This is a genomic window from Pseudaeromonas aegiceratis, from assembly GCF_046254905.1.
Taxonomy (GTDB): Bacteria; Pseudomonadota; Gammaproteobacteria; order Enterobacterales; family Aeromonadaceae; genus Pseudaeromonas; species Pseudaeromonas aegiceratis.
Window position 1 is genome coordinate 1 of the sequence record NZ_CP158016.1, and the last position, 22,500, is coordinate 22,500.

At 62.6% G+C, this 22,500-nt stretch carries 20 protein-coding genes; 8 read left to right on the top strand and 12 right to left on the bottom strand.

All coding sequences use genetic code 11. The features are described from left to right. The 4 genes from dnaA to gyrB are packed head-to-tail and all read left to right on the top strand — an operon-like array spanning position 1 to position 6,007. Positions 1-1,371 carry a chromosomal replication initiator protein DnaA gene (dnaA, locus tag ABHF91_RS00005; RefSeq protein WP_409421466.1) on the top strand — a complete coding sequence of 457 codons (1,371 nt, stop codon included), beginning with the start codon at positions 1-3 and terminating at the stop codon, positions 1,369-1,371. Between the two features lie 13 nt (positions 1,372-1,384). Beyond that, entirely contained in the window at positions 1,385-2,485 is a 1,101-nt protein-coding gene (dnaN, locus tag ABHF91_RS00010; RefSeq protein WP_409421467.1) for a DNA polymerase III subunit beta, read from the top strand. Positions 2,486-2,487: 2 nt separating this feature from the next. Continuing rightward, positions 2,488-3,600, top strand: a complete 1,113-nt coding sequence (gene recF / locus ABHF91_RS00015; RefSeq protein WP_409421468.1) for a DNA replication/repair protein RecF — start codon at positions 2,488-2,490, stop codon at positions 3,598-3,600. Continuing rightward, entirely contained in the window at positions 3,593-6,007 is a 2,415-nt protein-coding gene (gene gyrB / locus ABHF91_RS00020) for a DNA topoisomerase (ATP-hydrolyzing) subunit B (RefSeq protein WP_409421469.1), read from the top strand. The genes recF and gyrB overlap by 8 nt, the downstream gene beginning before the upstream one ends. 69 nt (positions 6,008-6,076) lie before the next feature. Here the strand turns inward: gyrB and ABHF91_RS00025 are convergent, their stop codons facing one another. The 5 genes from ABHF91_RS00025 to glyQ form a co-directional block, all read right to left on the bottom strand. After that, on the bottom strand, positions 6,077-7,084 hold the full coding sequence (locus ABHF91_RS00025; protein ID WP_409421470.1) for a diguanylate cyclase: 1,008 nt from the start codon (positions 7,082-7,084) through the stop codon (positions 6,077-6,079). A 13-nt stretch (positions 7,085-7,097) separates the two neighbouring features. Next, positions 7,098-8,090, bottom strand: a complete 993-nt coding sequence (locus tag ABHF91_RS00030; protein ID WP_409421471.1) for a response regulator — start codon at positions 8,088-8,090, stop codon at positions 7,098-7,100. A gap of 105 nt (positions 8,091-8,195) precedes the next feature. Continuing rightward, entirely contained in the window at positions 8,196-9,446 is a 1,251-nt protein-coding gene (locus tag ABHF91_RS00035; RefSeq protein WP_409421472.1) for a valine--pyruvate transaminase, read from the bottom strand. Positions 9,447-9,544: 98 nt separating this feature from the next. Further along, the gene (gene glyS / locus ABHF91_RS00040) at positions 9,545-11,617 is read right to left on the bottom strand and encodes a glycine--tRNA ligase subunit beta (protein WP_409421473.1); all 2,073 of its coding nucleotides are present in this window, start codon (positions 11,615-11,617) and stop codon (positions 9,545-9,547) included. Between the two features lie 2 nt (positions 11,618-11,619). Further along, positions 11,620-12,531, bottom strand: coding sequence for a glycine--tRNA ligase subunit alpha (gene glyQ, locus ABHF91_RS00045; RefSeq protein ID WP_409421474.1), 912 nt, complete (start codon positions 12,529-12,531; stop codon positions 11,620-11,622). A 107-nt stretch (positions 12,532-12,638) separates the two neighbouring features. Between glyQ and ABHF91_RS00050 the strand changes: the two genes are divergently transcribed. Further along, positions 12,639-13,220, top strand: coding sequence for a DNA-3-methyladenine glycosylase I (locus tag ABHF91_RS00050; protein WP_409421475.1), 582 nt, complete (start codon positions 12,639-12,641; stop codon positions 13,218-13,220). Continuing rightward, positions 13,210-14,187, top strand: coding sequence for a zinc transporter ZntB (zntB, locus tag ABHF91_RS00055; RefSeq protein WP_409421476.1), 978 nt, complete (start codon positions 13,210-13,212; stop codon positions 14,185-14,187). The genes ABHF91_RS00050 and zntB overlap by 11 nt, the downstream gene beginning before the upstream one ends. Positions 14,188-14,213: 26 nt before the next feature. Here the strand turns inward: zntB and tusA are convergent, their stop codons facing one another. Both tusA and ABHF91_RS00065 read right to left on the bottom strand, forming a co-directional pair. Further along, positions 14,214-14,459: a sulfurtransferase TusA gene (gene tusA / locus ABHF91_RS00060; protein WP_409421477.1), complete on the bottom strand. Its 246-nt coding sequence runs from the start codon at positions 14,457-14,459 to the stop codon at positions 14,214-14,216. A 51-nt stretch (positions 14,460-14,510) separates the two neighbouring features. Continuing rightward, positions 14,511-14,720, bottom strand: a complete 210-nt coding sequence (locus ABHF91_RS00065) for a hypothetical protein (RefSeq protein ID WP_409421478.1) — start codon at positions 14,718-14,720, stop codon at positions 14,511-14,513. 91 nt (positions 14,721-14,811) lie between these two features. Here ABHF91_RS00065 and ABHF91_RS00070 point away from each other — a divergent pair, with 91 nt between their 5' ends. Next, entirely contained in the window at positions 14,812-14,961 is a 150-nt protein-coding gene (locus tag ABHF91_RS00070) for a hypothetical protein (protein ID WP_409421479.1), read from the top strand. Between the two features lies 1 nt (position 14,962). On the opposite strand, the gene ABHF91_RS00075 is transcribed toward ABHF91_RS00070, so the two are convergent. The 5 genes from ABHF91_RS00075 to ABHF91_RS00095 form a co-directional block, all read right to left on the bottom strand. Next, positions 14,963-16,204, bottom strand: a complete 1,242-nt coding sequence (locus ABHF91_RS00075; protein WP_409421480.1) for an ABC transporter substrate-binding protein — start codon at positions 16,202-16,204, stop codon at positions 14,963-14,965. A gap of 2 nt (positions 16,205-16,206) precedes the next feature. Continuing rightward, complete coding sequence (locus ABHF91_RS00080) at positions 16,207-17,670, bottom strand: ATP-binding protein (protein ID WP_409421481.1); 1,464 nt, start codon at positions 17,668-17,670, stop codon at positions 16,207-16,209. Beyond that, positions 17,660-18,376: a response regulator gene (locus ABHF91_RS00085; protein ID WP_409421482.1), complete on the bottom strand. Its 717-nt coding sequence runs from the start codon at positions 18,374-18,376 to the stop codon at positions 17,660-17,662. Before ABHF91_RS00085 ends, ABHF91_RS00080 begins: the two co-directional genes overlap by 11 nt. Positions 18,377-18,525: 149 nt before the next feature. Beyond that, a complete protein-coding gene (fadA, locus tag ABHF91_RS00090; protein ID WP_409423149.1) occupies positions 18,526-19,686 on the bottom strand; it encodes an acetyl-CoA C-acyltransferase FadA in 1,161 nt (386 codons plus the stop codon). Beyond that, positions 19,686-21,770 (bottom strand): 3-hydroxyacyl-CoA dehydrogenase NAD-binding domain-containing protein, encoded by a 2,085-nt coding sequence (locus ABHF91_RS00095; protein WP_409421483.1) that lies wholly within the window; start codon positions 21,768-21,770, stop codon positions 19,686-19,688. Before ABHF91_RS00095 ends, fadA begins: the two co-directional genes overlap by 1 nt. 86 nt (positions 21,771-21,856) lie before the next feature. Between ABHF91_RS00095 and ABHF91_RS00100 the strand changes: the two genes are divergently transcribed. Then, positions 21,857-22,477, top strand: a complete 621-nt coding sequence (locus ABHF91_RS00100) for a YigZ family protein (RefSeq protein ID WP_409421484.1) — start codon at positions 21,857-21,859, stop codon at positions 22,475-22,477. Positions 22,478-22,500: the final 23 nt, after the last annotated feature.

Genomic DNA, 22,500 nt, shown 5'->3' on the forward strand with positions numbered 1-22,500 from the left:
GTGACAACGTCGCTATGGCAACACTGTCTCAACCGGCTGCAGGATGAGTTGCCTTCGGGAGAATTCAGCATGTGGATCCGGCCGTTACAGGCGGAAGTCAGCGATAGCACCCTGACACTCTATGCGCCGAACCGCTTCATTCTCGACTGGGTTCGCGACAAGTATCTGCTGAGGATCAACGGCTTGATCGCCGAGTTTTGTGGATCCGACGCCCCCGCCCTGCGCTTCGATATCGGCAGCCGTGCCAGCCTGGCCCAGGCTGTGCATAAACCCAGTGCGCCTGTGGTGCCACAACAGCAGGTGCCGGCCTGGGAAGTTCCGTCTGCCCAGAGCAAACCCGAGATCAATCACAAGAGCAATGTGAACCTCACCTATACCTTCGACAACTTCGTCGAGGGTAAGTCGAATCAACTGGCCCGGGCGGCGGCCAGCCAGGTGGCGGACAATCCGGGCAGTGCCTATAACCCTCTGTTTCTGTACGGCGGCACCGGTCTGGGCAAGACCCACCTGCTGCACGCCGTGGGCAATGCCATCAAGGCGCGCAAGGCCGACGCCAAGGTGGTGTACATGCACTCCGAGCGTTTCGTGCAGGACATGGTGAAGGCGCTGCAGAACAACGCCATCGAGGAGTTCAAGCGTTACTACCGCAGTGTGGACGCCCTGCTGATCGACGATATTCAGTTCTTCGCCAACAAGGAGCGCTCCCAGGAGGAGTTTTTCCACACCTTCAATGCGCTGCTGGAAGGTAACCAGCAGATCATCCTCACCTCGGATCGCTATCCCAAGGAGATCAACGGGGTGGAGGATCGGCTCAAGTCCCGCTTCGGCTGGGGCCTGACGGTGGCCATTGAGCCGCCGGAGCTGGAGACCCGGGTGGCCATCCTGATGCGCAAGGCCGAGGAGAACCGCATTCATCTGCCGGACGAGGTGGCCTTCTTCATTGCCAAGCGCCTGCGCTCCAACGTCCGTGAGCTGGAAGGGGCCCTCAACCGAGTCATTGCCAATGCCAACTTCACCGGGCGGGCCATCAACATCGACTTCGTGCGCGAGGCGCTGCGGGATCTGCTGGCCCTGCAGGAGAAGCTGGTCACCATCGACAACATCCAGAAGACGGTGGCGGAGTACTACAAGATAAAGGTGGCGGATCTCTTATCCAAGCGTCGTTCCCGCTCCGTGGCTCGGCCGCGTCAGCTGGCCATGGCCCTGGCCAAGGAGCTGACCAACCACAGTCTGCCGGAGATCGGTGATGCCTTCGGTGGGCGCGACCACACGACCGTGCTGCACGCCTGTCGCAAGATCGCCGCCCTGCGGGAGGAGAGTCATGACATCAAGGAAGACTACTCCAACCTGATCCGTACCCTGTCATCCTAAAGGAGGCTAGCCCATGCAGTTTTCGATCAATCGCGATGCGCTGCTGCGTCCGCTGCAGCTGGTCTCCGGCGCTCTGGGGGGGCGGCCAACCCTGCCCATCCTGGGCAACGTGCTGCTGCAGGTCAGCGAAGATGAGCTGGCCATGACGGGCACCGATCTGGAAGTGGAGATGATTGGCCGGGTTCGCCTGCTGGATCCGGCGCAGCCCGGCCGCACGACGGTGCCGGCCCGCAAGCTACTGGATATCTGCCGCGGTCTGCCGGAAGGGGCGGAGATCGCCTTCGTGCTGGAGGGCGAGCGCCTGATCCTGCGTTCGGGCCGCAGCCGTTTCTCCCTGTCCACCCTGCCGGCGGAAGAGTTTCCCAATATCGAGGACTGGCAGTCCGATCTGGAGTTCGAGATCAGTCAGCAGGAGCTGAAGCGGCTCATCGAATCCAGCCAGTTCTCCATGGCTAGCCAGGACGTGCGCTATTACCTCAATGGCATGTTGTTCGAGACTCAGGGGCAGCATCTGCGCACCGTGGCTACCGATGGTCACCGGTTGGCGACCTGCCGTCGTGATCTCCCGACCGCCCTACCGGAGCAGCAGCTGATCCTGCCGCGCAAGGGGGTGCTGGAGCTGGTGCGTCTGCTGGAGAACGATGACAAGCCCATCCGGCTGCAGATGGGCAACAGCAACCTGCGCGCCGTCTCCGAGGGCTTCGTCTTCACCTCCAAGCTGGTGGATGGTCGTTTCCCCGATTATCGCCGGGTCTTGCCGCGGCAGAGCGACAAGCTGGTGATCGCCGAGCGGGAGGCGCTGCGGCAGGCCTTTGCCCGTGCCGCCATCCTGTCTAACGAGAAGTTCCGTGGTGTCCGCCTCAACCTGCAGAACAACCTGTTGCGCATCACCGCCAACAACCCTGAGCAGGAAGAGGCCGAAGAGCTGGTGGACGTGCAGTATCAAGGTGCCGAGCTTGAGATCGGCTTCAATGTCTCCTATGTGCTGGATGTGCTGAATACGTTAAAATGCGAGCAGATCAAGTTCAGCCTCTCCGATGCCAACAGCAGTGCGCTGCTGGAGGATGTCGCCAACGATGACGCCCTCTACGTTGTGATGCCGATGCGGCTATAAGCATGAGCCTGCAGAGCCTGACGGTCCGGGACTTCCGCAACATAGCAAGTGCCCAGCTGACACTCAGTCCCGGGCTCAACGTGTTGCTGGGGGACAACGGCAGCGGCAAGACCAGTCTGTTGGAAGCGATTCACTATCTTGGCTTGGGGCGTTCGTTTCGCACCCATCTGACCGGCCGGGTGATCCGCCAGGGCGAGAAGCAGTTCACCCTGTTTGCCCGGTTGGCCAACGGGGATGACAGCCTGGCGTTGGGCATGCAGAAGCTCAAGGGAGGCGAGGGGGAAATCCGCATCAACGGTCAGGGTGCCGAGCGGTTGGCCCAACTGGCGGAACTGCTGCCGCTGCAGCTGATCCACCCCGAGGGGTACAATCTGCTTACCGGTGGCCCACAGCAACGCCGGGCCTACCTGGACTGGGGCGTGTTTCACGTGGAGCACGCCTTTTTTCCTCTCTGGACCCAGGTGCGGCGGCTGCTCAAGCAGCGCAATGCCCTGCTGCGGCAGAGCGGTCAGTACGGTCCCCTGCAGTTCTGGGACCAGGAGCTGTCCCGGCTGGGCGAGCAGTTGAGCAGTCTGCGCCAGGCCTATTGCGATGCCCTGCTGCCGCTGCTGCAGGAGCTGGCCGCCGAGTTTCTGCCGGAGTATCAGCTGCAGATCGGCCTGTATCCCGGCTGGGATCGCAGCCGGCCCCTGGCGGAGCTGCTGGCGGATGGATTTGAGCGGGACAAGCTGATGGGCCATACCCAGCTTGGCCCACACAAGGCGGATCTGCGCATCAAGGCCAATGGGGTGCCGGTGCAGGATCTGTTGTCCCGCGGCCAGCTCAAGCTGCTGGTCTGCGCCATGCGACTGGCGCAGGGACTGTTTTTCAATCAGGCCGGGGGGCGGCGTTGTATCTTCCTGATTGATGATTTTGCCTCCGAGCTTGACGGCGACAAGCGTCGCCGGTTGGCACAACGATTAAAGCAGTGTGCCTCGCAGGTGTTTATCACCGCCATCGACGAGGCCCCCTTGGCTGACATGATGTCAGCATTGGCGTGTCGCCTGTTTCACGTGAAACAGGGCACGATCACCGAATATCCAACACGCGAGAGCGAGAGAGTAAGAGATGAGTGAGAACACTTACGACTCTTCGAGTATCAAGGTTTTGAAGGGTTTGGACGCGGTACGTAAGCGTCCTGGGATGTACATAGGCGATACGGATGACGGCAGTGGTCTGCACCACATGGTGTTCGAGGTGGTGGATAACTCCATCGACGAGGCGCTGGCCGGCTACTGTTCGGACATTCGCGTCACCATTCATGCCGATGGTTCCGTCTCGGTGCGTGACAACGGCCGGGGTATCCCGGTGGATCTGCACGAGGAAGAAGGGGTCTCCGCCGCGGAAGTCATCATGACGGTGCTGCACGCCGGCGGCAAGTTCGACGACAACTCCTACAAGGTCTCCGGCGGTCTGCACGGGGTTGGGGTGTCCGTGGTGAACGCCCTGTCCGACAAGCTGCTGCTGACCATCCGTCGCCAGGGGCACGTGCACGAGCAGACCTACAGTCTGGGGGATCCCGTTGCACCGTTGGCGGTGGTGGGTAACTCAGATCAGACCGGTACCGAAATCCGTTTCTGGCCCAGCTCCACCATCTTCTCCGATACCCTGTTCCACTACGAGATCCTCGCCAAGCGGTTGCGGGAGCTGTCGTTCCTCAACTCAGGCGTGGCCATCATGTTGCACGACGAACGGGATGGTCGTGAGGATCACTTCTGCTACGAGGGCGGCATCTGTGCCTTCGTGCAGTACCTCAACCAGAGCAAGACCCCCATTCACCCTAAGGCGTTCTACTTCACCACCGAGAAGGATGGTATCGGTGTGGAAGTGGCCATGCAGTGGAATGACGCCTATCAGGAAGGGGTCTACTGCTTCACCAACAACATTCCGCAGCGGGATGGGGGGACTCACCTGGCCGGCTTCCGCGCCGCCCTGACCCGAACCCTGAATGCTTACATGGACAAGGAAGGCTACAGCAAGAAGGCCAAGACCTCCGCCTCCGGCGATGATGCCCGGGAAGGTCTGACCGCGGTGATCTCGGTCAAGGTGCCGGATCCCAAGTTCTCGTCCCAGACCAAGGACAAGCTGGTCTCCTCCGAGGTGAAAACCGCGGTGGAACAGACCATGAACGAGAAGCTGGAGGAGTTCCTGCTGGAAAACCCGGCTGACGCCAAGATAGTGGTGACCAAGATCATCGATGCGGCTCGGGCGCGGGAAGCGGCCCGCAAGGCGCGGGAGATGACCCGCCGCAAGGGGGCCCTGGATCTGGCCGGCCTGCCCGGCAAGCTGGCGGACTGCCAGGAGCGGGATCCGGCGTTGTCCGAACTCTACATAGTGGAAGGGGACTCCGCGGGCGGCTCTGCCAAACAGGGCCGTAACCGTAAGTTCCAGGCGATACTGCCGCTCAAGGGCAAGATCCTCAACGTGGAGAAGGCGCGCTTCGACAAGATGCTCTCCTCCCAGGAGGTGGCCACCCTGATCACCGCCCTGGGCTGTGGCATAGGCCGGGATGAGTACAACCCGGACAAGACCCGCTACCACAACGTCATCATCATGACCGATGCCGACGTGGACGGGGCGCACATCCGCACCCTGCTGCTGACCTTCTTCTACCGGCAGATGCCGGAGCTGATCGAGCGGGGCTACGTCTACATCGCTCAGCCGCCGTTGTACAAGGTGAAGAAGGGCAAGCAGGAACAGTACATCAAGGATGAGGATGCCCTGAGTGGCTATCAGACCTCCCTGGCGCTGGATGGCGCCGCGCTGCACGTCAACGCCGCTGCACCTGGCATAGGTGGTGAGCAGCTGGAGCGCTTGGTGGTGCAGCACAGGGACGTACATGGCCTGATTTCCCGCCTGGCCCGCCGTCTGCCGGAAGCCGTACTGCAGCAGCTGATCTACCTGCCGGCCCTCAGCCAGGATGTGCTCAAGGATCAGGTTGCCATGGCGGCCTGGATTGCCCAGCTGCAGAGCAAGCTGGATGAACAGGGCACCAACGGCCTGCAGTTCGCCATCAGCCTGCAGTACAACGAGGAGCGCCACGCCCATGTGCCGCAGATCGTCTTGCGGCAGCACGGGGTGGAGCGCCACTACCAGTTGAGCTACGACTTTGTCGGCTCTGCCGAATACCGCCAGATCGTGGCCCTGGGTGAGCAACTCAGCAACCTGATCGAGGAAGGGGCCTTCGTCAAGCGTGGCGAGAAGGTCAAGCCGGTGGTCAGCTTCGAGGAGGCGTTGGGCTGGTTGGTGGATGAAGGCAAACGAGGCGTCTACATCCAGCGCTACAAGGGGCTGGGCGAGATGAACCCGGAGCAGCTGTGGGAAACCACCATGGATCCGCAATCCCGTCGCATGCTGCGGGTGACCATAGAGGATGCCATCGCGGCAGACCAGCTGTTTGCCACCCTGATGGGGGACAACGTGGAACCACGTCGCGACTTCATCGAAACCAATGCGCTGCGGGTGGCCAACCTGGACGTTTAAGCACCTTCGCGAAATACAAAAAGCAGCCGTTAGGCTGCTTTTTTATTGCCGAAGCACAGGCCGTGGCGGTTAGGCGTGATCCACCTGGGGCTGCACCGCCGCGCTCTCGGCCAGCAGGGCAGGCAGGCGACTGGCCAGCACACAGCAGTTTCTCCCCGAGTGCTTGGCGTGGTACAGCGCGGCATCGGCGGCGGCGATCCAGTCGCAGGCCGTGCCATGCTGCGCCTCCAGACGAGCGATGCCCACGCTGATGCTAAAGCAGATATGGTGCCGGTCAAACTCGACGATCTGCTCTGCCATGGCGATGCGCAGCCGTTCCGCCACGTACAGGGCGCCCGGTTCGTCTATATCCAGCAGCAGGATGCCGAACTCCTCGCCACCATAGCGGCCCGCCACGTCGGTACCGCGCAGCACCTGCATCAGGGTCTTGGAGACGCGCCGCAGGACGGCATCGCCGGCCAGGTGACCATAGCTGTCATTGATCTTCTTGAAGAAGTCGATGTCGAACATCATCAGAGTGCTGCTGTGGGCGTGGCGCTGACAGCGCTTGAACTCCTGGCGCAGGCACTCTTCCCAGTGACCGCGATTGAACAGACCGGTGAGGCGATCGGTTACCGACAGCACCTTGAGCTGTTGGTTGGCCTCCTGGAGCCCTTGCTTCCCCATGGCGGCATCGGTGACATCGTAGAGAATGATGCAGGCATGATCTGCGGTGCCATTGCGGGAGGTGAGGGGCAGTATGGTGATGTTTTGGTACATCAGCTGACTGCGGCCGGTGAAGGGCTTGCTGGAGATAAAGTTGAACAGCCGGGGTCTTTGCTCCCACGAGGTGAAGGTGGGGCTGTTGAGGGCCAGGACCGTCTCCACCTTGCGGCGCAGCCAGCACTCCGGCAGTTCGGGAAACTGCTGGAACAGCCGCTGGCCTTGCAGCTTGGAAAAGCCGATGCCGCTGTGATTTTCCATGAAGCCATTCCACAGCTGGATGTTGAATTGGCGGTCTACTACCACCAGCCCCACGTCTATGCTTTGCAGCACATCCAGGATCCAGTGAAACTCGTCCAGGGCAATTTGGCTCATGGGCAGGCTCCTATTATTCCACCAGCAGGCTAAGCCGCTGCTCCAGGGGACGCAGGGAGGCTTCGGTAAACAGCAGCAGCAGGTCACAGCTCAACTGCTGGCTGGGAATGGTGTAGGTGAAGTTGACCGACAACACGGGCAGGGCATGGTCGTCGGCCAGGGGGATATGGGAGTCATCCAGATTGTTTGCCATGGTGGGGTGACTATGGCTCAGGCGAAAGCCCAGTTGCTCCGCCAGCCCCAGTAGCAAGGCGCTGCTGAGCATGGTGGCCAGCTCCATCAGCACCTCGTGGCCGTCTCCCTCGGCCTCTTCCTGGCCCATCAGGCGCAGTATCTTGTCACCGTCGTTGCGATCCAGCCGGATGAGGCACTCGCCCGCCAGATTGGAACCGATAAAGCCCTGGCTCACCAGGCAATGGCTCTCGCTTTGGCACCAGTTGGCCACCTCTGTCATCACCTGATGCCGACTGCACAGCCGCAAGGCGGGGATGGGGAGGTGAATGAAGACGTTGAGCAGGTTGGCCATCTGGTTGGCGGCCTGGCCCATGGCGACGTTAAGCAGCTCCTGCAGCGATTCCAGATAACCGACCGGCTGGTTACCCAGGCTGGCTGCTGCCGGTTCGCCAGGGGCGGGCAGTTCGCTCAGCAGGCCGTATTGCAGCAGCAGTTGATGCAGCTGGTTGGTCGCCAGGGGTTTGCGCATGAAGGCCAGTGCCCCCAAGCTCATGATGCGTTGCTGTGCCTGGGGTTGAATATCGCCGGACACCACTATCACCAGGCAATGGAGATCCTCTCGCCGTATGGTCTCCAGCACCTGATAACCATCCAGATCCGGCATGTTGAGATCGAGAAACAGCAGCTCCCCTTTGCGTGCTCGCAGCAAGGCCAGGGCCTCCCTGCCGTTACCGGCATGATGGAGTTCCTGGGCAAAGCCGGCGGGCAGGGCGCGCGCCAGTTGATTGCGTGCAAAACGCGAGTCATCGCAGATGATGACAGAGTGAGCCATGTGGTAACCAAAGCGAAGTGAAACAGCGGTTATTGTCGCATCTTTACCCATTGCTTCACATGTGCAAATGTTGGGCAAATAGCCAATTTTTGAACCGCTTAACAATTAGTTTTGGTAGGCCTCAAGCACGATACGGGCCAGGATTTCGATGCCTTGGCGCACCTGGGTATCGGATTGGGCGTAGTTCAGGCGCAGACACTGATATTGATGTGGCCAATCTCCGTCCTCAATGCCGGGGAAGAAGTAGTGGCCAGGCACGACGATCAGGCCCTCTGCCTTGAGGCGTTCATACAGTTGTTGACTGTGGATGGGCAGCTCATCGAACCAGAGCCAGAGAAACAGGGCCCCCTCCGGCTTGTGGATGCGGAAGCGCGGATCCGGGATGGCCTCCTGCAGCCAGCGGACCGCCTGTTGGGCCTTGGCCTGGTAGAAGGGACGGATCCATCGCTCGGAATGGCGGATGATATCGCCGGATTCGACCCAGGGCTGCATCAGGGTGGGACCCATGCCGCCGGGTGCCAGATTGATGATGCCGGACAGGTTGCCCAGGGCCTGGATGATCTGCTCATTGGCCACCACTATGCCGCAGCGGCAGCCGGGCAGCCCCAGCTTGGAGAGGCTCAGGCTGAGGATGGTGTTGTCATTCCAGAACGGTGTTGCTTCGCTGAAGATGATGTTGGGGAAGGGGGTGCCATAGGCGCCATCGATCAGCAGGGGGATGCCATGCTCGCGGGCCAGGCGATCCAGGTGCGCCACCTCCTCATCCGACAGCACGTTGCCGGTGGGATTGGTAGGACGGGAGACGCAGATCAGCCCGACATCCTCACCGATCTCCAGTGCCTCAAAATCCACCTGATACTTGAACTGGCGCTCCTCCAGCAACTGGATGGCGGGCTTGCAGGCCAGGAACATCTCCTCGCTCAGTGCCGAATCCGCATAGCCTATGTATTCCGGCGCCAAGGGGAACAGCACTTTCTTCCTGCGGCCATCGGGGAAGTCGCCGGCCAGCAGGTTGAACAGATAGAAGAAGGCGGTTTGGCTGCCGTTGGTCAGGGCGATATTGCGGGCGCTGACCGGCCAACCGTATTCCCGTTGCAGCAGATCCGCCAGCGCCTGGTTGAAGCTGTCCTTGCCCTGGGGGCCATCATAGTTGGCGATGGCGCGCAGCATCTCGCCCTGGTCCAGGCTCTGTTGCATCTGCTGCTGCAGGGCCTGTTGCAGTTCCGGGACCGCCGCCGGGTTGCCGCCGCCCAGCATGATGGCATCGGGATTGAGCAGTCCCTGGTTCAAGTCGTCCATCAACTGGGTGATCCCGGCCAGCCGGGTAAACTTCTGACCGAAGGAGGAGAATTCCATAACCATTTCCAAGCAGGGCGTGAAGCGGAGAGCTTACCGTTTCACGTGAAACAAAAAACAAAACGGGCCCATAGCGGGCCCGTTGTCATACCAAAGACTTACTGCTGCAGCACTGAAATGTCGGCTACCTGGAGGAACAGGTTACGCAGCTGAGTGAGCAGGGCCAAGCGGTTGTTGCGCAGGGCCGGGTCCTCGGCCATCACCATCACCTTGTCGAAGAAGGCGTCCACCGGTTCGCGCAGGGCGGCCAGCGCCGTCAGCGCCTGCTGGTAGTCGCCGGCGGCGAAACAGGGGGCCAGCTCGGTTTGCAGCTGAGTCACCTTGGCCGCCAGGGCCTGTTCGCTGGCATCCTGCAACAGGTTGCTGTCGATCAGCTCCGGCAGGGTACCCTCGACCTTGGCCAGTATGTTGGAGACCCGCTTGTTGGCGGCAGCCAGGGCCTCGGCGGCATCTAGGCCACGGAAGTGGTTCACCGCCTTGACCCGACGGTCGAAGTCCAGCGGGCGGGTGGGGCGACGGGCCAGTACCGCCATGATCACGTCGGCGCTGATGCCTTCGTCCTGGTAGGAGGCGCGGAAGCGGGCCAGCATGAAGTCGATGACGTCGTCGGCCACCTTGGCGTTGGACAGCTTGTCGCCGTACAGCTCAACCGCCTTGGCCACCAGACCGGCCAGATCCAGATCCAGCTGCTTCTCGACGCAGATACGCAGGGCACCGATGGCGGCACGCCGCAGGGCGAAGGGATCCTTGTCCCCTTTGGGGGCCTGGCCGATGCCGAAGATACCCACCAGGGTGTCCAGCTTGTCGGCGATGGCCACGGCACAGGCCACCAGGCCGGACGGCAGGGCATCACCGGCGAAGCGCGGCATGTACTGCTCGTTCAGCGCCACTGCTACGTCTTCGGCTTCGCCGTCGTGACGGGCGTAGTGCATGCCCATGACGCCCTGGGTGTCGGTGAACTCCATCACCATGTTGGTCATGAGGTCACACTTGGACAGCAGCCCGGCGCGGGTGGCGTGCTCCACGTCAGCCCCGATCTGCGGTGCGATATAGGCGGCCAGTTCGGCGATGCGCACGGACTTGTCTTTCAGGGTGCCCAGCTGCTGTTGGAACAGCACTGTGGCCAGACTCTCCAGACGGGCGGCCAGGGATTGCTTCTTGTCAGTCTTGAAGAAGAACTCGGCGTCGGACAGACGGGGGCGGACCACCCGTTCGTTGCCGGCGATGACCTGGCTGGGATCCTTGGAGTCTATGTTGCTGATGAAGATGAAGTTGGGCAGCAGCTTGCCGGCCTGGTCATAGACAGGGAAGTACTTCTGGTCACCCTTCATGGTGTGGACCAGCGCCTCGGCCGGCACCGCCAGGAAACGCTCTTCGAAGGCCGCGGTCAGCAGCACGGGCCATTCCACCAAGGAGGTCACCTCTTCCAGCAGGGCATCATCCAGATCGGCGATGCCACCCAGACGGCCGGCTTCGGCCTCAATGCTCGCCTTGATGAAGGCCTTGCGGCGATGGAAGTCGGCGATGACCTTGCCCTTTTCTTCCAGCAGGGCCGGGTACTGATCGGCATGGGTCAGCTCGAATTCGGCTTCACCCATGAAGCGGTGACCACGCACCAGACGGGCAGACTGCAGACCCAGGACGTCACCCGGGATCAGCTCGCCGCCCATCAGCATGCACAGGGTGTGCACCGGACGAACAAACTGAGTGCGCTCGGCACCCCAACGCATCAGCTTGGGGATGGGCAGACCGGCCAGGGCGGTAGCCACCATGGCGGGGATCAGCTCGACGGTGGGGCGCCCCACCACCTTGGCGCGGTGCACCAGCCATTCGCCCTTGTCGGTGACCAGACGGTCGGCCTGGGCAGCCTCGATACCGCAACCGCGGGCCCAGCCTGCGGCAGCCTTGGTAGGGTTGCCGTCGGCATCAAAGGCGGCGGAGACAGCCGGACCGCGCTTTTCCACTTCCTTGTCCGGCTGGGCGGTGGCCAGTTGCTGCACCTTGATGGCCAGGCGGCGGGGCGCGGCGAACCACTCCAGGCTGGCGAAGGCCAGATCGGCCTTGGTCAGCTCGGCGGTAAAGTTGTCGGCAAAGGCCTGGGCCAGTTTGCGCAGGGCCTTGGGGGGCAGCTCTTCGGTGCCCAGTTCAATCAACAGTGTTTCGGTAACCATGCTCACACCTTTTCCTTACACATGGGGAAGCCCAGGGTCTCGCGAGCGGCGTAATAGGCTTCCGCCACCGCCTTGGAGAGGGTCCGGATGCGCAGGATGTAGCGCTGCCGCTCGGTGACCGAGATGGCGTGGCGGGCATCCAGCAGGTTGAAGGCATGGGCGGCCTTGAGGATCCGCTCGTAAGCGGGCAGCGGCAGCGGTTTTTCCAGGGTCAGCAGGTGCTGACACTCCTTCTCGCACTGATCGAACATCTGGAACAGGAAGGGCACGTCGGCGTGTTCGAAGTTGTAGGTGGATTGTTCCACCTCGTTTTGATGGAACACGTCGCCGTAGGTGATCTTGCCCAGCGGGCCGTCGGCCCACACCAGGTCATAGATGCTGTTGACGCCCTGGATATACATGGCCAGGCGCTCGAGACCGTAGGTGATCTCGCCGGTGACCGGCGCGCATTCCAGGCCGCCCACCTGCTGGAAGTAGGTGAACTGAGTCACTTCCATGCCGTTCAGCCAGACTTCCCAGCCCAGGCCCCAGGCCCCCAGGGTCGGGTTTTCCCAGTTGTCTTCCACGAAGCGAATGTCATGCACCTGGGGATCGAAGCCCAGCTCCTTCAGGGAGCCCAGGTAGAGTTCCTGGATGTTGGTGGGTGAGGGCTTGAGGATCACCTGGAACTGATAGTAGTGCTGCAGGCGGTTGGGGTTTTCACCGTAGCGGCCGTCGGTGGGACGGCGGGAAGGCTGTACATAGGCGCAGTTCATCGGCTCGGGGCCAATGGCGCGCAGGAACGTCATCGGGTGAGAAGTGCCGGCACCCACCTCCATATCGAGGGGTTGCACGATCACGCAACCTTGCCTGGCCCAATAGTCTTGAAGGGTCAGGATCAGTCCCTGAAAGGTCTTGATATCAAATTTCTGCATGATTATGTTCGCGGTTTGATTCAGTGCATACTGAGCGGAATTAAAACTGCCAGAGTATAACGCCTGAGCTGGCCGGAATATAGGCTAAATCGGGCCGGGAGCCACCGATGGAACTACGCTGCGCCTGGGCCACCCGGGATCCGGATTACATCCGCTACCATGACCAGGTGTGGGGGCGGCCGGTTTATGATGATCGGGAGCTGTTCGAGAAGCTCTGTCTGGATGGTCAGCAGGCCGGCCTCTCCTGGCTCACCATCCTCAAACGCATAGAGTCATACCGCCGCGCCTATGCCGGCTTCGATCCTGAGCAAATCAGCCAATTCGACGAGTCGGACCGGCAGCGGCTGCTGCAGGATAGCGGCGTCATCCGCAACCGGTTGAAAGTCGACTCCATCATCAAGAATGCCCAGGCCTACCTGGCCATGCAGGCCGATGGCCTGGCGTTCGGCGACTGGCTCTGGGCATTTGTCGAGGGTGTCCCCCAGGTGAATCACTGGCAGAGTCCGGAGCAGATCCCCACCCGTAGCCCGGCCTCGGATGCCATGGCCAAGGCGTTGAAGAAAAAGGGCTTCACTTTTGTTGGTACCACCATCTGCTATGCCTTTATGCAGGCGGTGGGCATGGTGAACGATCATCTGGTCTCCTGTCCCTGCCATTCTGCCTGCCAGGAGGTTGTCCATGACCATTGATGTTGACAACCGGGTGCCAGAAGGGGCGGTAAACGCCCTGGTGCTGGATGGCCAAGGTGGCGCCATCTCCTTGATGGCCGGCGCCAGCCTGCCGGCAACGCCCTATTGGCTGCACCTGGATTATTCCCAACCTGCGGCGCAGACCTGGCTGGCGGCGACGCAACTGTTGCACGACGAGGCGCGGGACTCCCTGTTGGGGGAGAGTAACCGCCCCAAGCTGGTGAAACTCAACGGCGGCCTGCTGCTGACCCTGCGCACCATCAACAGCAATGCCGGCCAGCGACCGGAGCAGATGGTGGCGTTACGCTTCTACATCAATGAACACAAAGTGATTTCCACCCGCCGTCGCCACGTGGGCGGCGTGGTGACCCTGCAGCAGCTGCTGGCCGGTGGGCGGGGGCCACTCAACTGCGGCGACTGGTTGGTGGCCATGTGCGAGGCGCTGACCGAGGAGACCGGGGACCACATCGACGATCTGCAGGAGCGCATCGCCCAGATGGAGGAGGACACGCTGGCCCAGCAGCTGCCCCATAGGCGGGAGCTGGCGCATATCCGCCGCCAGCTTATCGTGTTACGCCGTTACCTGGCCCCGCAGCGGGATCTCTATGCCCGCCTAGCCAAGGAGAAGATTGCCTGGCTGGAGGCCGACGATCAGCGGCGGCTGGAGGAGATCGGCGAGCGGCTGGGCCGCTGGCTGGACGATCTCAACGCCAGCCTGTTCCGTGCCGACATGATGAGCGAGGAGATCAGCGCCCATCACGCCGAGCAACTTTCCCGGCGATCCTATCTTATGTCTTTGTTTGCCATGGTTTTTTTGCCAGTTAGCGCCTTGACGGGACTGTTCGGCGTCAACCTGGGGGGCATTCCCGGGGCCCAGTCGCCCTGGGGGTTCGGCCTGTTTTGCGGCCTGATGGTGCTGCTGGTGTTGGGGCTGGCACTCTGGTTGTGGCGCCGGCGCTGGCTCTAGCGCGCTGGTTTCATTGCGCTCTGGTTTTATTGCCCTTTGCGGATCAGGTAGCGGTAGGGTTTTTGCTCGGTCTCGGCCGCCAGCAGGGTGTGGTCCATGTGCCGGCAGAAGCTGGGAATGTCGCGGGTGGAGGCGGGGTCGTCGGCGGTGATCAGCAGGGTCTCGCCTTCGGCCATGCTGCGCACCGTCTTGCGCACCATCATCACCGGCTCCGGGCAGCGCAGGCCTATGGCATCCAGTTGATGGGTGGCGGTCGAGAAGTTATCGCTCATATTTTGTCCTCCGGCGGCAGGGCGGCCATCATACTCCGCCGCCCGGCGGGATCAAGCCGCCGAGACCGGCGGTTTCCACAGGGCCGCGTCCAGAATCGACCAGATGTGGATGATCCAGCCCAGCAGCACTATCCACAACACGGCGGCCAGCACGAAGTGCAGTGTGGCCATCAGCAGACGCCCCTGCACCAGCTGACCCAGGCCGGGAATGAAAAAGCTGCACAAGGCGGCGATGACGTTGCCGGCAGAACCCTGACCCATGATGCTCTCCTCGTGAAATCCACGCTTCCCCTGGGGACGATTGCCTGGCTATATAACATAGTGAGCCTGGCATGACCACAAGGAGGTAGGAATGCCGCAGCACTGGCGCAAAGGGATTTATCTGGGGTTGCTCCTGCTGGGCGCCTTGGGCGGCTTTGGTCTGGATACCGCCGTCAGCGGGCCCTGGGCCGTCTTGGCCGCCTGGTCGGGCATAGGTCTGTGGTTCGAATGGGGCGGTTAGACTAGCGGGCGGCCAGCATGGCGCGGCGTAGCTGATGGCTGGCTTGTTCCGCCGTCTGTTGCGGGTCGTTGAAGAAGTTGCTCAGCACGTCAGTCACCGCCTGCAGCACATAGCTGGAGGTGGCCATACCTTCGGCCAGGCTGGGCACCAGGTGGCCGTCCTGCTGGGCCAGTTCCAGGGTTTGGCTGGACTGACGGGCACAGCTGTCAAATTGATCCAGCGACAGACCGGCCAGCGCGGGGATCGAGCCTTTCTTCTGATTGAAGGGGATCTGCAGCTCTGGGGTCATCAACAGGTTGGCCAGCCGTACCTGGGCGGCCTGCTGCTCGGGATCCCGCAGCGAAAACATGGCGATGGAGTCGATGTTGTAGCTGAAGATGTCGCCGTTGCCCGGGGCGGGCAGACAGCCGATGTTGCTGCCCGGCTGCAGACCGGCCTGGGTCAGCTCCCCCTTGGCCCAGTCGCCCATCAGCTGCATGGCAGCACTGCCGTCTATCACCATGCCGGTGGCCCGGTTCCAGGTCAGGCCGCCAAAGTGCTGGGGTACGAAGGGACGCAAGTCCTTGAAGCGCTGCAGCAAGGCCACCATGGTGGGGCTGTCCAGCTGGGCTGGCTCCAGGTTGATGAAGGCGCGGCGAAAGAATTCGTTGCCGGCGTCGCCCAGGACTATGGCCTCGAACAGTATCGTCAGCTGCCAGGGATCGTTGCCGATGGCCAACGGCGTGATGCCCGCCGCCAGCAGGCGCGGTGCCAGGGCTTGCAGCTCATCCCAACTGCGGGGCGGTTCCAGCCCCAAGCGGGTGAAGACGTCACGGTTGTACCAGAGCCAGTTCACCCTGTGGATGCCGATGGGGACTGCCACATAGTGGCCCTGATGACTCAGGGTGGAGCGGACGAACCCCGGCAGACGCAGATCCCAACGTTGATTCTGAGCCAGATCGTCCAGGTCACGCAGCAGCCCTAAGCGGGCCCACTCCAGCAATTCACTGCCCTTGATCTGGGCGGCGGCCGGCGGCGTGGCGGCCAGCGCCCGGCTGCGCAGTACCGCCATGGCGCTCTTGCCACCGCCACCGGAGACGGCGAAGTCCTGCCACTGCCCGCCTTGGGCACGCCACTGCTGTTTGATGACCTCGACGGCACTGGCTTCGCCGCCGCTGGTCCACCAATGCATGACCTCCACCCGGGCGGCCATCAATGGGCTGGCCAGCAGCAGGGAGCAGCAGAGCAGGCTGAGGCGCTTCATACTTAGTGTCTCGGCAGGGAGAGTACGGCCTGCAGGCCGCCGCTGGGTCGGTTTTCCAGCACCAGATCGCCGCCGTGGGCGTGGGCTATGCTGCGGGCAATGCCCAGCCCCAGGCCGGTGCCAGGGGTGTTCTTGTCCAACCGGTAATAGGGTTCGAAGATCTTCTCCAGCTGTTCCGCCGGCAGACCGGGACCTTCGTCGATGAAGTAGAGCAACACCACCTCGGCATCCATATGTTCTTCCAGATCATCCATGACGATGACCCGCACCCGACGACCATATTTGATGGCGTTGTCCACCAAGTTGCCGATGCAGCGCTTGAGGGCCAGCGGCTTGCCGCGGTAGGGCTTCTTGGTACGCCCTTCGATCACCATCAGGGTCTCGTGCAGGTTATACACCTCGGCGATCTGCTCCAACAGCTGGTTGATGTCCAGCAGTTCGATGTTTTCATGGATGTCGGTGTCTTTTACCGTCTGCAGGGCGCCCTTGACCATCATCTCCAGATCATCCAGATCCTTGTTGAAGCGGGTGATCAGCTGTTCATCGTCCAGCAGTTCCACCCGCAGGCGCAGGCGGGTGATGGGGGTCTTGAGATCGTGGGAGATGGAGCTGAACAGCCGCTCTCTATCGTCGATGTAGCGCTTGATGCGGTGCTGCATGATGTTGATGGCGCGGGTCACCGCCACTATCTCGCTGGCGCCTTCTTCCGGCAGGGAGGCCTGATCGATGTCCTTGCCCAGATTGACCGCCGCATCGGCCAGATGCCGCAGCGGCCGGGTCTGCCAGCGCACCAGAATAAAGGTGAACAGGAACAGGATGGCGGTGAGCAGCAGGATGAAGCGGAACTGGCTGGCGGGCAGGCTGGCCTCGTCCAGGCTCATGTAGGGTTCCGGCAACAGGGCGGCCAGATAGAGCCACTGACCAGGATTGATCTCGATCTGGGTGACCAGAATCGGCGGATTGAGGGGTTCGATGATCAGGGTATAGCGGGCCCAGGAGGGGGGAATGTCGCTCAGCAGGGTCTCGTTGTTGAACACGTGCAGGGTCGCGGGATCGGCAAAGTCCACCTTGATATTCATGCGTTGCCCCAGCTTCTGGGTCAGCACCTGGCGCACCTCGCTGATCGCCTGGTGCTTGGCCTGAGAGTCGGCCACGGGCTTCAGCTTGATGGGTTCCTGGTTCAGGGAGACGAAGAAGCGACTGCCGCCCATGTTGCGCAGCTGATCCAGGGCGATGTGCCGGTATTCCACCGGCAGGGATTGGAAGAAGTTGACCGTGGAGGCGGCGGAGAGGGCCAGGTTGCGGGTGGCACTCATCATGCCCTCCAGCTCCCGCTTCTCCAGTTGCTGCAGCCAGAGGCTGGAGATCAGGCTCTGGGCCAGGATGATGGCCAACAGCAACAGCAGCAACATGCGGGAGAGCAGGGAGCGGGGCACCAGATGGCCCAGCAACTGACTAATCTTCATGGCTGACTTCGGCGATCAGCATGTAGCCACTGCCTCGGATGGTCTTGATGATGCGGGGACTCTTGCCGTTGTCCCCCAGTTTCTGGCGCAGCCGGCTGATCTGCACGTCGATGCCGCGCTCCATGGGCAGGGTTTCCCGGCCCCGGGTAGCATCGCTGATGGTGTCGCGATCCAGCACCTGCCCCGGGTGCTGCAAGAACAGCGAGAGCAGGATGAAGTCGCTGCCAGTCAGATCCATCTGGCTGCCATCGTCGTTCACCAACTGTTGGCTGAGGGTGTCCAGGCTCCAGTCGGCGAAGCGGATGCGGCGACCACTCTCCTTAGCCGGCTGGCGGAATTCGGCGCGGCGCAGCAGTGCCTTGATGCGCGCCATCAATTCTCGCGGGCTGAAGGGCTTGGCAATGTAGTCATCGGCCCCCAGCTCCAGGCCGATCACTCGGTCGGCTTCATCTGAGGCGGCGGTGAGCATGATGATGGGCACCTGGGAGCTGCGGCGGATCTGCTGGCACAGGCTGAAACCGTCGTCGCCTGGCATCATGACATCGAGGATGATGAGATCCGGCTGGTTATGTTCCAGCTGGCTATACATGGCGCGACCCTCGGCAGCCGTGATGACATCGAAACCCGCGCGAGCCATGTATTCCTGCAGCAGCTCCCGGATTTCTTGATCATCATCCACGATAAGGATTTGTTTGCCTTTTGTCATTTTCGCCAGACCACGCAAATTAAGTGGGCAAATTGAACACAGTCAGCGTGAAAAATGCAAGCCGGCAGCCAGTTTGCTGTGATTTGCTGGACAATAACTCTGCCCGACCGAAGCGTTTTCAGACTCAGCTGAGTGAATCTTCTCTCCCTTCACACCTGTTCCAGCAGGGTGCTGATCCCCTGGCCCAGACCGATGCACATGGTGGCGAGACCAAATTGGCCGCCGGTCTGCCGCAACTGGTGTACCAGGCTGGTGAGGATGCGTGCCCCTGAACAGCCCAGCGGATGGCCCAGGGCGATGGCGCCCCCCTGGCGGTTCACCCTGTCCTCCAGCTGTTCCTCCAACCCCAGATCCCGCAGACAGGGCAGCACCTGGGCGGCGAAGGCCTCGTTGATTTCCACCAGAGCCACATCGGCCAGGCTGAGTTTGGCCCGCTTGAGCGCCAGCCGGCTGGCTGGCACGGGACCATAGCCCATCAGGCAGGGCTCACAGCCCACCACCGTCATGGCCCTGACCCGGGCCAGCACGGGCAGGGCGAGCTCCCTGGCCCGCGCTTCGCTCATCACCAGCAAGGCGGCAGCCCCATCGCTCAGCGCCGAGGCGTTGCCGGCCGTGATGCTGCCTTGCGGGTCAAAGACCGGGGGCAAGGCGGCCAGCGCCGCCAGGCTGGTGTCGGCGCGGATCACCTCATCCTGACTGGCCAGCAGGGGAACGCCCTGGGCGTCATGTCCTGGGGTAGGGCAGATCTCCTGGGCTAATCGGCCAGCTTGCTGGGCCTGCCAGGCCAAACGGTGCGAGCGCAGGGCAAAGGCGTCCTGTTGCGCTCGACTGATGGAAAACTGCCGTGCCAAATATTCGGCGGTCAGCCCCATGCGGGTGGATCCCAGGCTGATGTGATGGGCCAGCCCAGGGTGAAAATCCACGCCCTGCTCCATGGGCAGGTGGCCCATCTGTTCCACGCCACCTACCAGACAGGCCTGGGCATCCCCCACCATGATGGCCCGGCAGGCATCGTGCAGCGCCTGCATGGAGGAGCCGCACAAGCGGTTGACGGTGACCGCCGGCACGCTGGTTGGCAGACCGGCCAGCAGGGCCGCATTGCGGGCCAGATTGAAGCCCTGTTCGGCGGATTGTTGGACACAGCCCCAGTAGATGTCGTCGATCTCGGTGGCTGGCAGGGCGGGATGACGCTTGAGCAGCGCTTGCATCAGGTGGCCGGACAGGGCCTCGGCGCGCACCTGACGGAATATCCCTTGACGGGCACGGCCCATGGGGGTGCGCAGGGCATCGACGATCACGGCCTGTTGCATCATGACACCTCCGGATAGTAGCGGGGGTCGGCCAGCGCCAGGCGGCGAGACAAGGCGGGATGCCGATGGCGCGGGTGGGGGAGGGCCAAGGCCTCCGCCTCATCCAGCAGGCGTGCCAGGCCGTAATCATCCAGATAGGCACAGGGGCCGCCACGAAACGCCGGGAAGCCGGCGCCCAGTCGCATGGCCTCGTCCAGCTCGGCCGGACTGGCTACCACTTTTTCCTCTAGGCAGAGGGCCGCCTCCTCCAGCAAGGGCAGCAACAGTTGCACGCATAACGCCGCATCGGTCGGCAGGTTGTCGCCATCGGCTGCCCACGCCGGGTCGGGTTTGGCGTGCCCATGGACGTAGCGATAAAAGCCGGCGCCTTGATGGCGCCCGCCGCGTCCTGCCTGCAGTAGCGTCGAAAGGGGAGCGGACTGGGGCGGGGTGAAGCGGGCCGCTATCCCGCGGCTTAGCAGCTGCATTATCCGGTGGGCGTTGGCCAGGCCCATGTCATCCAGCAGACGGGCCGGTCCTTGGGGCCAGCCAAACTGCCGGGTCATGAGGACATCCAGCTGATAGGGGCTGATGCCGCAGGCCACCAGCTCCAGGAAGGCTGTCAGGTAGGCAAACAGCAGTCGATTGACCAAGAAGCCGGGGCCGTCCGCCACCTGGATAGGCGTCCGGCCCAGTTGCCGGGCCAGCTCCGCCACCTGCTGGCGTTGCGCCTCAGGCAGGGCGGCGTTAAAGACCAGCTCCACCAGTGAGTGGTGGCGCTCTGGCTCGCAAAAGTGCAGTCCAGCCAGGCGCTCAGGGTGGCGTAATCCACAGGCCTGCGGCGCTATGCCCAGCGACGCTGTGGTACTCAACAGCAGCGCCTGTTCGGGCAATAGCGGCTCCAGGGTGTGCCAGAGACCCCGTTTGGCGGACAGATCTTCGGCGATGGCTTCCAGAACCAGCTGACAGCCTGCCAGCTGCGCGGGTTGTTCCAGTAGGCGCAGCTGCTGCCATCGGCTGGCTTGATCGGCGGCGCTCAGGCCCTGCCAGCGGGCAGCCAGGCGCTCGGGTAAGGCGGCCCGCTGCCTAGGCTCGGCCTCATAGAGTTGTACCCGGAGGCCTTGCGCCAGGGCCATTTCCGCCAAGGCCAGGCCCATGGCCCCACCGCCCACCAGGCCGAGCGAAGGCACAGTATTGGCCCGCGTAGGGCGGCTGTGATGCGCCTGTTGGCACAAGAAGTGCTGGATGAGGTGGCGGGTCTGGTGGCGACGACACAGCCGCAGGAAATGGTCCTGCTCCGTCTGCTGGGCGGCGGCGCGGGGCTGGTTCAGGCTCTCGGCCAAAGCTTCGAGGGCCTGTGTGGGCGCCTCACCCTGAGCGGGTGCGAGGGCGAGGCGTTGGCGGGCCAGTCGCAGAGTGAGTTGTTGCTCACTGACCGGCAGGGCCAGTGGCTGCCGCCTGATTGGCCGCCGGGCCTGCCAGTCCAGCTCGCCACTGTTGGCGCGCCCCAGCAGGGTCAGGCCGGCTGGTAGCAGCGTTGGGATGGGGCAGATACCATCCACGGCGCCTTCGCCCAGCAACTGAGTCGCAGGACGCGGTGTGCCTTCCAGTATCCAGGCCAGGGCAGCATCTAGGCCGATCAGGCGAGGCAGCCGCACACAGCCACCAAAGCCAGGCAACAGACCGAGCCGGGTCTCCGGTAAGCCCATCAGGGTATCTGGGGCGGCCAATCGGTAATCGCAGGCCAGGGCCAGTTCGGTACCGCCGCCCAGCACATGCCCCTGCAACAGCGCCAGGGTGGGGCAGGGCAAGTCTTCGAGTTGATTAAACAGGGTGCGGGCCTGCATCAGCCACTGCACTAGCTGATGGTGCGGACCAGCGAAGGCCGGTAGGAATTCCTTGATGTCGGCCCCTAGGATAAAGTGGGCCTTCTTTGAGTAGAGCAGCAGACCCCTTGGCGGGCAGGCGCTGAGCCGATGCAGATAATCTTCCAGTACGGTCAGGGTCGCCTGGCTCAGCAGGTTGACGGCGCCGGGCGCGTCAAACACCAGGGCCTGGTAGCCTTGCTCTAAGGTGAGCAGCTGGACGGGAGCGGCGTGATTCATGCGAACCTCCCTGCTGGGGTGTTCAGCCCGACTCATCCAACTATGGCCAGCGGATGGCTGATTTTCAATGAGGAGGCCCTGGGGCCATGAGGGGCTATGAGATCCCGGCCGAGACGCTGGTGATCAGTGACGAGATCAAGAAGAGCCGCTTTATCACCTATATAGGGCATAAGGTGGGCCTGGAAGCCAGTCGAGCCTGGTGGGCCGAGTTGCGTCGGGAACATCCCCAGGCGCGCCATCTGGGCTGGGCCTGTATCGCCGGGCAACCGGACGATGGCCAGCAATACGGGTTCAGCGATGATGGTGAGCCGGCGGGTACCACGGGCAAACCCATGCTGGCGCAGCTGCAGGGCTGCGGCCTGGGGGAGGTGACGGCCGTGGTGGTGCGCTATTACGGTGGTGTTCTCTTGGGAACGGGAGGCTTGGTACGTGCCTATGGCGGTGGCGTGGCGCGGGCCCTGGCACAACTGCCGCGGCGTCGGGTCCGGTTGCTCAGTCACTTCAGTCTCTTTTGTGACTATGGCGATCTGGAGCCGGTACAGTGGTCATTGCGGACCGCCCAGGCCGAGGTGCTAGCATGCGACTATCAGGAGCGCATTGTGTGGCAAATTGCCTGTGACGCCGAGGTGGCCCCGCAACTGGCGGAGGAGCTGGCACAACGAACCCAGGGACGCGTCCTGCTGAGCGCAGCTGGTGAACAACAATAATTGTTCGGGTCGAACAAGGAGAT

Coding starts and splice junctions, on each gene's coding strand:
- dnaN (WP_409421467.1), top strand. CDS start 1,385: ATGCAGTTTTCGATCAATCGCGATGCGCTGCTGCGTCCGCTGCAGCTG.
- recF (WP_409421468.1), top strand. CDS start 2,488: ATGAGCCTGCAGAGCCTGACGGTCCGGGACTTCCGCAACATAGCAAGT.
- gyrB (WP_409421469.1), top strand. CDS start 3,593: ATGAGTGAGAACACTTACGACTCTTCGAGTATCAAGGTTTTGAAGGGT.
- ABHF91_RS00025 (WP_409421470.1), bottom strand. CDS start 7,084: ATGAGCCAAATTGCCCTGGACGAGTTTCACTGGATCCTGGATGTGCTG.
- ABHF91_RS00030 (WP_409421471.1), bottom strand. CDS start 8,090: ATGGCTCACTCTGTCATCATCTGCGATGACTCGCGTTTTGCACGCAAT.
- ABHF91_RS00035 (WP_409421472.1), bottom strand. CDS start 9,446: ATGGAATTCTCCTCCTTCGGTCAGAAGTTTACCCGGCTGGCCGGGATC.
- glyS (WP_409421473.1), bottom strand. CDS start 11,617: ATGGTTACCGAAACACTGTTGATTGAACTGGGCACCGAAGAGCTGCCC.
- glyQ (WP_409421474.1), bottom strand. CDS start 12,531: ATGCAGAAATTTGATATCAAGACCTTTCAGGGACTGATCCTGACCCTT.
- ABHF91_RS00050 (WP_409421475.1), top strand. CDS start 12,639: ATGGAACTACGCTGCGCCTGGGCCACCCGGGATCCGGATTACATCCGC.
- zntB (WP_409421476.1), top strand. CDS start 13,210: ATGACCATTGATGTTGACAACCGGGTGCCAGAAGGGGCGGTAAACGCC.
- tusA (WP_409421477.1), bottom strand. CDS start 14,459: ATGAGCGATAACTTCTCGACCGCCACCCATCAACTGGATGCCATAGGC.
- ABHF91_RS00065 (WP_409421478.1), bottom strand. CDS start 14,720: ATGGGTCAGGGTTCTGCCGGCAACGTCATCGCCGCCTTGTGCAGCTTT.
- ABHF91_RS00070 (WP_409421479.1), top strand. CDS start 14,812: ATGCCGCAGCACTGGCGCAAAGGGATTTATCTGGGGTTGCTCCTGCTG.
- ABHF91_RS00075 (WP_409421480.1), bottom strand. CDS start 16,204: ATGAAGCGCCTCAGCCTGCTCTGCTGCTCCCTGCTGCTGGCCAGCCCA.
- ABHF91_RS00080 (WP_409421481.1), bottom strand. CDS start 17,670: ATGAAGATTAGTCAGTTGCTGGGCCATCTGGTGCCCCGCTCCCTGCTC.
- ABHF91_RS00085 (WP_409421482.1), bottom strand. CDS start 18,376: ATGACAAAAGGCAAACAAATCCTTATCGTGGATGATGATCAAGAAATC.
- fadA (WP_409423149.1), bottom strand. CDS start 19,686: ATGCAACAGGCCGTGATCGTCGATGCCCTGCGCACCCCCATGGGCCGT.
- ABHF91_RS00095 (WP_409421483.1), bottom strand. CDS start 21,770: ATGAATCACGCCGCTCCCGTCCAGCTGCTCACCTTAGAGCAAGGCTAC.
- ABHF91_RS00100 (WP_409421484.1), top strand. CDS start 21,857: ATGAGGGGCTATGAGATCCCGGCCGAGACGCTGGTGATCAGTGACGAG.